At 48.8% G+C, this 12,918-nt stretch carries 14 protein-coding genes and 1 other annotated feature (1 of these 15 running past the window's edge); of the genes, 4 read left to right on the top strand and 10 right to left on the bottom strand.

Annotation, left to right across the window (positions count from 1 at the left end; genetic code table 11):
- Positions 1 to 5: 5 nt before the first annotated feature.
- The 6 genes from CIB36_RS02670 to CIB36_RS02645 form a co-directional block, all read right to left on the bottom strand.
- Positions 6 to 1,952 (bottom strand): GTP-binding protein, encoded by a 1,947-nt coding sequence (locus CIB36_RS02670; protein ID WP_093988072.1) that lies wholly within the window; start codon positions 1,950 to 1,952, stop codon positions 6 to 8.
- Between the two features lie 91 nt (positions 1,953 to 2,043).
- Positions 2,044 to 2,232 (bottom strand): hypothetical protein, encoded by a 189-nt coding sequence (locus CIB36_RS02665; RefSeq protein WP_093988071.1) that lies wholly within the window; start codon positions 2,230 to 2,232, stop codon positions 2,044 to 2,046.
- 202 nt (positions 2,233 to 2,434) lie between these two features.
- Complete coding sequence (locus CIB36_RS02660; RefSeq protein WP_093988070.1) at positions 2,435 to 3,154, bottom strand: glycerophosphodiester phosphodiesterase family protein; 720 nt, start codon at positions 3,152 to 3,154, stop codon at positions 2,435 to 2,437.
- Between the two features lie 12 nt (positions 3,155 to 3,166).
- Positions 3,167 to 3,856 (bottom strand): DNA alkylation repair protein, encoded by a 690-nt coding sequence (locus tag CIB36_RS02655; protein WP_093988069.1) that lies wholly within the window; start codon positions 3,854 to 3,856, stop codon positions 3,167 to 3,169.
- A 15-nt stretch (positions 3,857 to 3,871) separates the two neighbouring features.
- Positions 3,872 to 5,614: a pyruvate kinase gene (gene pyk / locus CIB36_RS02650; RefSeq protein ID WP_093988068.1), complete on the bottom strand. Its 1,743-nt coding sequence runs from the start codon at positions 5,612 to 5,614 to the stop codon at positions 3,872 to 3,874.
- 232 nt (positions 5,615 to 5,846) lie between these two features.
- Complete coding sequence (locus CIB36_RS02645) at positions 5,847 to 7,049, bottom strand: acetate/propionate family kinase (protein WP_093988067.1); 1,203 nt, start codon at positions 7,047 to 7,049, stop codon at positions 5,847 to 5,849.
- A gap of 180 nt (positions 7,050 to 7,229) precedes the next feature.
- Between CIB36_RS02645 and CIB36_RS02640 the strand changes: the two genes are divergently transcribed.
- The 3 genes from CIB36_RS02640 to CIB36_RS13400 all read left to right on the top strand — a co-directional run bounded on the left by CIB36_RS02640 (position 7,230) and on the right by CIB36_RS13400 (position 9,413).
- The gene (locus CIB36_RS02640) at positions 7,230 to 8,417 is read left to right on the top strand and encodes a nucleotidyltransferase (protein ID WP_093988066.1); all 1,188 of its coding nucleotides are present in this window, start codon (positions 7,230 to 7,232) and stop codon (positions 8,415 to 8,417) included.
- A gap of 67 nt (positions 8,418 to 8,484) precedes the next feature.
- Positions 8,485 to 9,192, top strand: a complete 708-nt coding sequence (locus tag CIB36_RS02635) for a DUF421 domain-containing protein (RefSeq protein ID WP_093988065.1) — start codon at positions 8,485 to 8,487, stop codon at positions 9,190 to 9,192.
- Positions 9,193 to 9,245: 53 nt separating this feature from the next.
- Entirely contained in the window at positions 9,246 to 9,413 is a 168-nt protein-coding gene (locus CIB36_RS13400) for a hypothetical protein (RefSeq protein ID WP_178085695.1), read from the top strand.
- Positions 9,414 to 9,447: 34 nt separating this feature from the next.
- Here CIB36_RS13400 and CIB36_RS13595 read toward each other — a convergent pair whose 3' ends face one another.
- Positions 9,448 to 9,573, bottom strand: a complete 126-nt coding sequence (locus tag CIB36_RS13595) for a hypothetical protein (protein WP_267872645.1) — start codon at positions 9,571 to 9,573, stop codon at positions 9,448 to 9,450.
- A gap of 15 nt (positions 9,574 to 9,588) precedes the next feature.
- Positions 9,589 to 10,263: a nuclease-related domain-containing protein gene (locus tag CIB36_RS02630; RefSeq protein WP_158662556.1), complete on the bottom strand. Its 675-nt coding sequence runs from the start codon at positions 10,261 to 10,263 to the stop codon at positions 9,589 to 9,591.
- A 141-nt stretch (positions 10,264 to 10,404) separates the two neighbouring features.
- Here CIB36_RS02630 and CIB36_RS02625 point away from each other — a divergent pair, with 141 nt between their 5' ends.
- A complete protein-coding gene (locus tag CIB36_RS02625; protein WP_093988063.1) occupies positions 10,405 to 10,605 on the top strand; it encodes a DUF378 domain-containing protein in 201 nt (66 codons plus the stop codon).
- A 36-nt stretch (positions 10,606 to 10,641) separates the two neighbouring features.
- Here CIB36_RS02625 and cdd read toward each other — a convergent pair whose 3' ends face one another.
- Entirely contained in the window at positions 10,642 to 11,055 is a 414-nt protein-coding gene (cdd, locus tag CIB36_RS02620; RefSeq protein WP_407657444.1) for a cytidine deaminase, read from the bottom strand.
- Between the two features lie 16 nt (positions 11,056 to 11,071).
- On the bottom strand, positions 11,072 to 12,733 hold the full coding sequence (locus CIB36_RS02615) for a 2-isopropylmalate synthase (RefSeq protein ID WP_093988061.1): 1,662 nt from the start codon (positions 12,731 to 12,733) through the stop codon (positions 11,072 to 11,074).
- Between the two features lie 86 nt (positions 12,734 to 12,819).
- Positions 12,820 to 12,918 (bottom strand) — a binding site (T-box leader) (it continues 162 nt past the right edge of the window).

The raw sequence follows: 12,918 nt of genomic DNA, 5'->3' as shown, positions 1-12,918 counted from the left end.
ACCCCTTATTTGCAATGCATAAATTGGTCTGATTCCTGCCATTTGACCGGAAGGCCCGCTCCATGGGAACAGAACACCGAATCCGCAGGATTCTCTACATCCCGTTCCGCCTCGTATCCTGCCTGAGCAATCACTTCCTGTTCATTGTGGCAGGGTTCATAGCCGTCAAAGGCCAGGCTTAAACTGCCCCGTCCGGCGGTAAAGGAGACCAGCTCCCTTTGGTAATTACGGAAAGTGGCAGCCGGCGCGCGGCCGGTTAAAAGGCTGTGATCTCCGTCCGTCTGCGGCGGTTCAAAGGTCCCGTAAAGGCGCTGTATATCAGACAGCACCCGGCCCAAATACTCGTTCGGGACGTCGATCCGAAAACGATAATATGGTTCCAGCACAACAGAGCGTCCTTTCATCAGTCCCTGCCGCACCGCACGGTAAGTGGCCTGCCGGAAATCCCCGCCTTCGGTATGCTTATTGTGCGCCCTGCCGGTCAAAAGGGTGATTTTCAGGTCCGCGACCGGAGCCCCTGTCAGCACGCCTTTGTGGACGCGTTCCAGAACGTGGGTACGGATCAGGTTTTGAAAATTGTTGTCCAAAACATCAAGAGAACACTCCGAATCAAAGGTGACTCCAGTTCCTCTGGGCGCCGGTGACAGCCGCAGGTGCACCTCTGCGTAATGCCGAAGCGGTTCAAAATGCCCCCTGCCGATCACCGGCTCTTTTAATGTTTCCAAATACAAGATCCGGCAATCCCCAAATGTTACTTCCAGCCCAAACCGATCTAAGATCACACCCTTTAAAATTTCCAGCTGGATCTCGCCCATCACCCGCAGGCTGATTTGCTGAAGCGTTTCATCCCAGGCCACTTGAAGCATTGGGTCCTCTGCCTCCAGCAGCTTCAACTGGTTCAGCACCTCGTGCGGATGCCATTTCTGGGAATCAAACAGCACCTGGGCGCTCAAAAGGGGGCGCAGTTCATAGCCCGCCTTTGAAAAATCACTGCCGATCCGGCTTCCACAGGGGACTTCCAGCCCGGTCACCATGCAGAGCATCCCGGCTTTCACCTCTGACACCGGCTGGAGCTTTTCCCCATGGCAGAGGTAAAGCTCATTGATCTTTTGCACCTCTCCCTCGACCGCACTGACCGCAATTTCCTCCTTGACCCGCAGCGTGCCGCTTTGTATCTTTAAATAGGTCCTGCGGACCCTTTTTTCATCGTACCGCACCCGGTACACATCGGCGCAAAGCGCCCCCGTATCGTCGCTCTGAGGTGCGGTCCATTTTTCCAGTCCCAGCAGCAAGGCGTCGATCCCCTCATCCTGCAAAGCGGAGCCGCAAAAGCATGGGAATATCCTCCGCTGCTGTACCATCTGCACCATTTTGTCATCCCACAGCTTTGGCTGGTATCCCTCTTCCAAATAAACTTCTAACAACTCGTCATCCCGTTCCGCGACCCGCTCCGCCAGCTCCTGAGACAAAAGCCCCGGCTTTGAATCCCCGCACCACAAAGCATCTCCGCTAAACCGGCTGTGGACCTCTTCCATCACCCGCTTTGGGTCCGCCCCAGCGCGGTCCGTTTTATTCAAAAACAGGAAAACCGGAACGCGGTGATGCTTTAACAGCCGCCAAACGGTTTCTGTATGCCCCTGGATTCCCTCCACACAGCTGATCACAAGGACCGCGCAATCCATTACCCCGACCGCGCGTTCCATCTCTGCAGAAAAATCTACATGCCCCGGGGTATCCAGCATGCAATAAGTCTTCCCGCCCAGCGTAAATACAGCCTGTCCGGAAAAAATAGTAATGCCGCGCTGTTTTTCAATTTGATGTGTATCCAGAAACGTATCCTGATGGTCTACCCGCCCCCGTTTCCGGATACTGCCGGTATGGTACAGGATCTGTTCTGCAACTGTAGTTTTTCCCGCATCCACATGCGCTAAAATTCCAACGGTCTGATTCATCGCGACACCTCTTTCTACCCTCCAGTATAGCGAAATCAAGGCTCGGAATCAAGCAAAAAAAGCGGAGCCTAAAATAAGGCTCCGCTTTTTATCAGCTTTGAACAACAAAATCAAATTGAAAAAGCCCCTTGTTCCAAAAAGCACTGGTCGGGATCATATTCTGGTTTAAATAGAGTGCCGTTTCCCCATCGGCATACAGATCATATCCTTGTTCCATCAACTGTTCTGCAATTTCCAAAGAGTTGTATTGGTTTCCTAACAACAATGCTTTTTTATTCATATCCGACACTCCTTTACTTATTGGGTTTGATTGTTTCTGTTATCTATATTATACACCAAAAGAATATTTATGCAACAAAAATTGAATTTATTTCATAAATTTCGGATAATTATACAATTATAATGAATATTATTGCATCATTATCACAAATGAAAAGCCTGCTTTGCCCAAAAAGGGCGGCGGAAATTGTTCCGCCGCCCTTTTACTCCAACCGGTTGCTGGTAATTTGATCTACCCCCCAAGAGATAAGCTGTTTTGCTGCCCCCGGATCATCACAAGTCCATACGTTTAGGGTGATCCCCTTTTCTTTTACCGCCTTTACCCGTTCTTCTGTCAAAACGCGATAGTTGATGTCCAGCCCAAAGCGATGCCTGCGCAGTTTTTCGGGCAAGGTATCCTCCCATTGTTCCGTTAAAAACTGTGCTGTGGCAGATGGCTCCTCCCGTTGCAGGCAGACAAGGTTTTCCCAAACAAAAGAGATAAACACCATATTCTCCAAAGCGTAATGCTTCTTTACGATTTGAAGGATCTCCCGAATATCTTGGACAGGATATTCATTCTTTAGTTCCAGCACGCCAACCTTTCCATACCGTCTGCAAACATCCAAATATTCATCTAGGGTTGGAATGCGCAGGTCGATCCTGCCCGTCTTGCCATTCAAGTCCTTTAGCGGCAGTTCCCTCAACTGTGCAAAAGTGGACCGTGCTACCTCCAATTCTTGATTTGCCACCCGCTTTGTGGTGTCATCATGGGTCACAACATAAAACCCATCTACGGTTTTATGCACATCTGTTTCTATCCCAAAATAACTGCGGTTCCCTGCGGCAATAAATGCCGGAAGCGTGTTTTCCGGCTCTGCTGAGCTTAATCCCCTATGGGCGATCATCTGCGCCTTTTTGTGAACATTTGAAACAGTGATCATAAAGTTTCCCCCTTACAAAGCGCCTCGCAGGCGACGAAACATATCGCGCTGGACGCTTGAAATCTGTCTGGATTCAATGATTTTTTGATAGGCTTTTTTCAATGTTTCATGGTCTAAATGCTCTGCCGAAAGCAGGGGCAGAGTCTGCTCCGGGAATTTCACATAACACTTGGACAACGCCCATGCGACCGCCATTTTCACATAATAGCCCTCATGTCTGACTGCGGCCAGCTCCTGCAATACCCGTCCGATATATTCATCGGTCAAAAAATAATCCAAAAGCATCACGACCCCGAACCGGATGGGATATTCCCCCTGGCCATGGAGATAATCCTGCAAAAAGCCCCAAACCAATTCCCGGTTGTTCTGCGTAAATTTAAGCCCGGCGCAAAAGCTGTCGCAAAGCGACCAGTTGTTGATCTTTGGCACAAATTTCCGGATCAGTTCCAGCCGCTGTTCGGCAGAAACTTTTACAGCGCCGATCAGCATCCCTTTGAGCATAACTTCCTCAAATACCGTTTCCGGTCCCTGAGCCAGCACCGCTTTCCAATCACCTTTGACATACTCTTTCGCGAGCCCGCGCAGCGTTGGCAGCCTCACTCCAAGCATAGGGAGGCCATCCAGAACCAGTTTTTGGCTGAATTCCCGGTATTCCGGCTCTGCAAGCTCTTCCAGCTTCTGCTGCAAAGAAGATCTTTCCATAGCGCGTTTCCTTTCTTAATATGTGCAGCTGACAGTCCCTTTGCTGGCGTCCATGTTGACGACGGCGCTCATTTTTAAAATTTTTGTCGCATTCTCAGCGCCTACTATGACAGGAATATCCATCGCCATCCCCGCAATCGCAGCATGGGAATTGGTCCCGTCCTCTTCTGTGATAATGCCCGACGCGTTCTTTAAAATCGGCATCAGCTTATTTGAGGTAAATGGGATCACCAAAATGTCGCCGTCCTTAAAGCGTTCCAGCGCCTCCTGCTCGGTACTGCACACGCAAAGCCGTCCACAGGTTTGATGCTGGGTAATGCCATGTCCGGAAATTAAAATATGCCCTACCACATGGACTTTCATCATGTTGGTGGTACCAGAGATCCCCAGCGGGACACCGGCCGTAATTACCACCAGATCCCCGCAGTTTAAACAGCCGGCCTTTTCCGCAGTATCAACAGCGTGGTCAAACAACTCGTCCGCACTGTTCTTTTCTTCTACCATCAGCGGGCGTACACCCCAAGAAAGGTTTAACTGGCGGTAAACCACCTCCTGCGTGGTACAGCCGATGATCGGGTATTTGGGGCGGAACTTAGAGATCATACGGGCGGTTTTACCGGATTTGGTGACCGTTACGATCGCAGAAGCGCCTAGATCATGTGCTGTGGTACAGGTAGCGTGGGAAATCGCGTTGGTAATATCCACGTTCTGTATGCCGGACATTTGGTTCAGGCGTTTGATATAGTCAATATCCTGTTCCGTCCGTTCTGCGATCTTAACCATGGTCTGCAAGGCCTCTACCGGGTACTGGCCGGCCGCGGTTTCCCCGGACAGCATAATAACGCTGGTTCCGTCGTAAATCGCATTGGCAACGTCTGTGGCTTCGGCACGAGTTGGACGGGGATTCTTCATCATAGAATCCAGCATCTGGGTTGCTGTTACAACCTGCTTACCAGCAGTGTATGCCTTTTTAATGATTTTCTTCTGTAAAACCGGGACCTCTTCCAACGGGATCTCAACGCCCATGTCCCCGCGGGCAACCATGATTCCGTCAGTGACTCTTATGATCTCGTCGATATTATTGACGCCCTCTGCGTTTTCGATCTTTGCGATAATATTCATGTGGTGGCAGTGGTGCTCGTCCAAAATCTTCCGGACCTCTAAAATATCCTCTGCGCTTCTGGTAAAGGAGGCTGCGATATAGTCAAACCCCACCTTGATTCCAAATTCAATATCTGCACGGTCACGTTCGCTGACAAACGGCATGGACAGCCGGGTCCCCGGCACATTGATCCCTTTGCTGTTCGAGATCACACCGCTGTTCAGGACATTGCAGATAATATCGGTATCTGTCACGTTCACGACCTGCAGTGCGATCAGGCCGTCATCCAGCAGTACGGTAGCGCCTGGCTGAATGTCCTTAGGAAGGTCGGCATAAGTAATGCTGACCGCGTTTTCATCTCCCGGTACTTCGCGGGTCGTCAGGGTAAAGATATTCCCCTTTTTCAGTTCCGCTTTGCCGGTTTTAAAGGTACCAATCCGAATCTCCGGCCCTTTGGTATCCAAAATCGTTGCGATCGGAAGTCCTAATTCTTCCCGAAGCTTGACTACCAAATCAAACTTTTTCTTGTGGGAAGCATGGTCGGCGTGGGAAAAGTTAAATCTTGCCGCATCCATTCCCTCCAACATCAATTTCCGCAATACCTGTTCATCGTCATTGGCAGGCCCCATCGTGCAAATGATCTTTGTTTTCCGCATAATTTCTCTCTCCTTCTCGGCACCATATTTATACGGCTTCATTATACGGGATTTTCCACAGATTTGCAACTTTACAGCAAAGGCTCAAAATTGCCGGAAATCCTTAATTTTCAAGGGGTTTTGGGGATTTTCCGTCATTTTTCTTTTTTTCCGGAAGCAATAAAATTTACCGGGGTTTTACAGGCGAAAAAATACGGCACAGTTTTTCACTGTGCCGTACAAAAACTTTTGTTTATTTCATGCCTTCTACAATGTGTTTGGTATCCCGCGCAATCAATAATTCCTCGTTGGTCGGGATGATCCAAACCTGTACTTTGGAGTCATCTTTTGAGATCTTTCCTTCATGGCGATTTAATTCCACGTTTTTGGCGTCGTCAAAGTGGATCCCCAAAACTTCCATGTTGGTGCAGACGTCATGCCGGAGCTCGTCTGAGTTTTCCCCGATCCCCCCGGTGAAAACAACAGCGTCTAAGCCGCCCATTGCCGCGGCATAGGAACCGATATATTTGCGGATCTGGTAACGGAATTTGTCAATCGTTTCCTGAGAGCGTTCGCTGCCCTCTTCAGAAGCTTTGATCAGGTCGCGGGAGTCACTGGTCACGCCGGACATCCCAAGGAACCCAGACTGTTTGTTCAAGATATTGCTCATTTCGTCCGGAGTCAGGTTTTCATGCTTCATGATATACAAAATAACCGAGGGGTCAACAGCGCCGGAACGGGTCCCCATGACAAGGCCATCCAGCGGAGTAAAGCCCATGGTAGTGTCAACACATTTCCCATTGTCGACTGCTGCGATGGAAGAACCATTTCCCAAGTGGCAGGTAACAACCTTCTTGCCTTCTACCCCGCCGATCAGTTCTGCCAAACGGGCGGTTACAAAGCGGTGAGAGGTTCCGTGGAATCCGTATTTCCGGACCTGGTATTTCTCATAATATTCATAAGGGAGCCCGTACATATAAGCCTTAGGCGGCATGGTCTGATGGAACGCGGTATCAAATACAACCACCTGCGGGGTCCCCGCCGGGAATACCTTTTGGCAGGCGCGGATCGCCTGAACATGGGCTGGGTTATGAAGCGGCGCCAAGTCAGAAATGCTTTCGATCCGGTCGATCACTTCATCAGTAGCAAGCACAGATTCCGAGAAATATTTCCCGCCCTGTACGATACGGTGGCCAACCGCCGCGATCTCAGACAGGTCTGTTACCACAGCTTTATCACCAGTAGTCAACAGTTCTACCAATTTTACAAAAGCTTCGGTATGGGTCGGAAAATCCGCCTCTTCCTGAATCGTAGTACCATCCGCCAATTTATGAGTAATCAGGCCGCCGATCCCTATTCTTTCACAGTTCCCCTTGGCAATGACATCTTCCGAAGTCATGTCGATCAGCTGATACTTTAACGAAGAACTTCCAGCATTGATTACGAGTACTTTCATAGCTTTATAACTTCCTTTCAACGATTAAAACAAGCCTGCATCTTGACAGCAAGCTTCACCATACTATATAGTAATACATGAAATAGGAAATTACAAGTATTTCCGCAAAATTTTAGCACAATTCATAGATTTACCGGACAAATTCTAAACACAATCCGTAAAGGACAGGAGGCCAAAACCATGAAAGCCGTTGGTATCATCGCAGAATACAACCCGTTTCACAACGGACATGCCTATCAGCTGCGTGAAGCACGGCACATGGGGGCAACACATTTGGCGGTCGTCATGAGCGGAAATTTCACCCAGCGCGGAGAACCGGCTATCTGCGATAAATGGACCAGGGCCCGTATGGCGCTGGAATGTGGAGCTGATCTGGTCATTGAGATCCCTGTCCCGTTTGCCTGTGCCCCTGCCCGGGATTTTGCGGCAGCAGGCGTTTTTCTGCTCTCCCAGCTTCCAATAGACACGCTTTGCTTTGGCTGTGAGTGCCAAAGCCTTTCCCATCTTTGTGCCGCTGCCCGTGCAGTAGAACAGGCAGAACGGCATCCCATGATGAAGCGTTTATTAGACGACGGGGTCTCCTATATCCACGCACGGGAGCAGGCTGTATGGGAAATAGCCGGAGAAACAGCGGCGGAGATCATCCGCCAGCCCAACAATGCCTTAGGGATAGAATATCTGCGCGCAATAGGCCGGTTGTGCCCTCAAATGGCAGCCTGGGCTATTCCGCGCTCAGGAGCCGGGCATCATGACGAGCGGCCAAACGGAGCATTTGCGAGCGCTTCTTATCTGCGCAGCCAGCTCCAGCAGGGGAACCTGCCCCAATTATCAGAATGGATGCCGAAGCAGGCCTTTGAAATTTTATCGCAGGCAGTCGCACAGGGCCGGGCCGTTACTTCTTTAGAATCATTCTCCCGTTTGCTGCTTGCCTCTTTACGGACAGCAACCCCAGAACAGCTTCGGCAGTTTCGAGATGTGAAGGAAGGTGTGGAATTCCGGATCCTGCGTGCGTCCAAAGAAGCGGCTAGTCTGGATGACCTGTTAAAGCGAACTGCTACGAAACGGTATTCTCGCGCAAGGATGAGGAGATGCCTGCTTGCCTGCCTGTTAAAAATCCCGCAGGCAGAGCTTGCTTCCCCTCCTCAATACCTGCGGATCCTCGCCTGCAACCCAAAAGGCCGAGAACTGCTCCAAAGAGCGCGCAAACGGGATACCGTTCCGGTCACACCAAAATTTGCACAGCTTTCGCACATGGGATTTTCCCAGGCAAAGCTGGAGGCGCAGGCTACCGATCTATATGCGCTGATGACAGAAAAGGCTGCTCCCGGAAATTGGGAATTTACGCAAAACCCTTGGATTCTCCTGTAATGCGCTTTCATAATCTGTCAAATTCATCCCATACTAATGATATTCCGACTAACAAAGGAGTATTTGTATGGAGTTTCTTGAAATTTTGGGACGTGCTGTATTTTCTGCGCTCGCACTATTTTTGATCACTAAGCTGATGGGATACCGGCAAATTTCACAGCTTTCTTTTTACGATTATGTGATCGGGATTTCCATTGGTTCCATTTCCGGTGTGATGGCAACTGAATTGGAAATTGATATTTGGAAGACCCTGATCCCAATGGTCGTTTACGGCGGCATCTCGATCCTGCTGTCTTGGATCACCATGAAAAGCATCCGCTGCCGCCGGTTTATTACCGGAACGCCGGTCGTCCTGTTGCAGGACGGGGAAATTTTAGAAGAGAGCCTGAAACAGGTGAAATATGACCTGAGCGATTTTTTAGGAGAATGCCGCAACGCCGGATTCTTCAACCTATCTGATTTGGAATATGCGATCATGGAGTCAACTGGAAAGATCAGTTTTCTTCCTTACGCGGACAGCCGGCCCTGTATCCCCAAGGATTTTCAGCTGATCCCACGGCGGGAAGGGCTTGCAGCCAACCTTATCATTGACGGAAAGGTAATGAAAAAACATCTGCAAGCTGTAGGCAAAGAGGAAAAGTGGCTGGAAAAACAAATTTTGGAAAGCAAGGCGAAAACCAAAGAAGATATTTTGCTTGCCACCTATGACTGCAACGGACAATTTACCGTTTACCTGCGCAATCAGGGGATCAAGGCAAAAAATGTATTGGAATAATGACTTTCCTGTGATCTTGTGATACAATAAAAGAAAAAACAGGAGGTCATTGCATGGAACCTGTCCTTTATCATGTTATCAAGATCAACGGCGATTATGCAATCATGAAAACCGAAGATGGGATCGAAAATACGGTCGCTATGGCGCTGCTCCCTATGGAGATCGCCGAAGGTGATACCGTACTGTGGGAAAATTTCACCTACTCTATCATCAAATCATAAGGAACAAAACAGGCTGCCAAAAGGCAGCCTGTTTTTAGATATTTCCCATTCTAGTTGAAATAACCCCCAGCAGTAACAGCAGGGCTGTAATGACAACACAGTAAAACAAGATCTTCTTCGGGGAAGGACCTTCTCCCTTGTCATATCCAAATAAGCCCATCCGCTTCTCCTCCGTTTATCGTTTCTGTTTTGCCATTTCCTTGACGTTCGTGTTATGCTGTTTTAGTTTTTCCTTATCTGTAACGCGGTATTTCATCAGCGCTTCATAAACCTTGTCTACATCGACATTGTTGTCTTTTTTATATCTGGGTTTTTTAAAATACTTTTTCAGCAGGTTCATCGTAATGACCGGCAATTTTCTAGGAATGTTCAGGATCGCGGTCTTTTCAGAAAAAACAACCAGACTGTCAACATCGACGCGGTAGATATTTTCTTTTTTCAGGATATGGCGCACACAGTCAATGTGCGTTTTATTCTGAAGCAGGGGATTATAAAAACGGGTCTTGTGTTCATTTACAACATTTGCCCAATCCTGATCCTTCTCTGTGCCGTAGATCTCGCCGTTCATCGCCTTGGTTTCTACCACCACGATCCCAAATTTACCGATCACAAGGTGGTCGATCTGGGTCGTTTTATCATACAGCGGCAAAAACAGGTCGTGGATGACGCGGTAACGGTTTGCAGATTTGCGGGCAATTTTTTCCAATTCCTTGGAAACCTTTTTCTCACCGTTTTTCCCAACGCGGATCTTTTTGTATTCCCTTAATTTTTTAACACCAAAATAAGCGGCCACAAACAGCACGATTACCGCAACGATCACTGTTACGACCACGATTTGATTGGTATCCATACGCATGTCCTCTCCTCAAGTTAGTAATTGTCAAAATATATTGTAACATACTTTGAATAATCTTGCAAAGAAATACCGATAATAATTCATGAAAAGTTTGCAAATCATTTGATAAACTTTGAGATTACAGGAGGTCTTTTTATGTTTGATAAAATTGCTTTGATCCTTGTTATCATCGGCGCTCTCAACTGGGGCGCCATTGGGATCTTCGGCTTTGATATCGTCGGCTGGCTGTTTGGCGGCCAGGCAGACATCATCAGCCGGATCATTTTCACCATTGTCGGCTTAGCCGGTATTTGGTGCATTTCCCTGTTGTTCCGTAAAAACGACTTGGTAGAATAGAAGAGCCCCGTCCGGAAAATGGACGGGGCTTCTCTTTTACAGGTTTTTCTGCGTAAATCCAAAAGGGATCAATTCCTTGAGCCGGTGCATTGAAAAAAGATCCTCATCCTGCACCAAAACTACCTCAAAGGTTTCGGGATTGCAAAACTCCAGCATTACCTGTAAACACACTCCGCAGGGGGAGCAAACAGCCAGCGGCAGGCTTTCGGCTTGCTTTCCACCTGCGACCGCAATGGCCTTAAATTCCCGCTCTCCCAGCTTTACCGCCTCAAAAAAAGCGGTCCGCTCCGCACAGTTAGACGGAGTATATGCTGCGTTTTCAATGTTACAGCCCCAATAGCAGTTCCCTTCCTGCGTTAAAAGAGCCGCCCCAACTGCAAACTGGGAATACGGCACATAAGCGTGTTCCCGTGCTTGCAGCGCTTTTTTGGCAAGTTCCCGGTAATCCAAAATCATTCCCTCCCGATCATTGCTGCTCCTGCATCCGGTTGACTGCGCTGAGCAGTGCGCGAATCGAAGCATCCATAATATCATTGTGAACGCCTGCGCCCCAGATTGTCTTTCCTCCGGCTTCAATCCCGACGTATGCCACTGCCCGGGAACGGGAACTGGATTCCAGCGCATGTTCAGTATATACCGCTACGGTAAAGTCCAAGCCAAGGTTTTCTTTCAACGCGTTGCTGACTGCGTCAAGGCGGCCATTTCCAGCGCCCTCTAAAACTTTTTCCTCGCCGTTGACAGAAATAGTCACCGTTGTTTTAATATCGTCAGCTTGGACAAAGTGGTTTTCGATCAAACCGTATGGTGTGGTGAGGTTGACATATTCTTTCTTGAAGATGTCATATACTTCTTCCGGCTTCAATTCTTTATGCAGATGGTCGGACACGTTTTTGACCGTATAGCCAAAGTCCTCACGCATCTTGGCCGGCAGGCTGTATCCGTAGTTCTGCTCCAGCAGATACCCGATCCCGCCCTTGCCGGACTGGCTGTTGATCCGGATCACATCGCTTTCATATTCCCTGCCGACATCATTCGGGTCGATCGGCAGGTACGGTACGGTCCAGTGCTCGCAGTTTTTCTCTTCCCGCCATTTCATACCCTTGGCGATCGCATCCTGATGCGATCCGGAGAATGCCGCAAATACCAGCTTTCCGCTGTATGGCTGGCGGTCATATACCTTCATGCCTGTCATTTTTTCATAAACGGCAACGGTTTCCGGCATATTTTCAAAGTTCAACTGCGGGTCTACCCCCTGCGAGAACATATTCATCGCCAGTGTTACAATATCCACATTCCCGGTGCGTTCCCCGTTTCCAAACAAGGTGCCTTCGATCCTCTGTGCGCCGGCCAGCAAGCCTAACTCAGAATCCGCCACAGCACAACCCCGGTCATTATGCGGATGAAGCGAGAGGATAACATTGTCGCGGTATTTCAGATTTTCGCTGATATATTCCACCTGACTTGCATAAACATGCGGCATGGAATGAGAAACAGTTGCGGGAAGATTAATGATGACCTGATTGTCAGCCGTTGGCTTCCAGATGTCCAGCACAGCGTTACAGATATCTAATGCAAATTCCATCTCGGTACCGGTAAAGCTTTCCGGAGAGTATTCAAACTTAAAATTCCCTTCGGTTTTCTGCGCATACTCGTTGAGCAGTTTTGCACCGAATACCGCAATGTCGATGATCTCCTGCTTGGACTTGCGGAACACCTGCTCCCGCTGGGCGAGAGAGGTGGAATTGTACAGGTGGACGACCGCGCTTTTCGCACCCCGTAATGATTCAAAGGTCTTTTTAATGATATGCTCCCGTGACTGGGTCAGCACCTGAACGGTTACATCGTCCGGGATCAGATCCTGTTCGATCAGGGTCCTCAAAAAATTATATTCTGTTTCAGAAGCAGCAGGGAAACCTACCTCGATTTCTTTGAACCCGATCTTGACCAGATATTTGAAAAATTCCACCTTCTCATCCAAGGACATCGGAACGATCAGGGATTGGTTTCCGTCGCGCAGGTCAACGCTGCACCAAGTAGGAGCCTGTTCCACCGTTTCTTTCTGCGCCCATTTTAAGGACGGCACCGGGGGCATAAAATACTGTTTTTGATATTTCTGATAATTTTTCATATGGTTCTTTCCTTTCCTTGCGTGTAAACTCTGACCGGGGCAGCTTTTGCCAAAAAGGCAATAAAAAAAGCTTTCACCCCTAATTCAATAGAGACGAAAGACTTGATAAAATCTCCGTGGTACCACTCTAATTCACACCAAATGGTATGCACTCATTCTCAGATACGAACGCGGCTGCGTTTTAT

It is taken from the genome of Massiliimalia timonensis (assembly GCF_900186585.1).
Taxonomy (GTDB): domain Bacteria; phylum Bacillota; class Clostridia; order Oscillospirales; family Ruminococcaceae; genus Massiliimalia; species Massiliimalia timonensis.
Note: the sequence above shows the minus strand (reverse complement) of the source record. Positions and strands in the feature narration are given on the sequence as shown.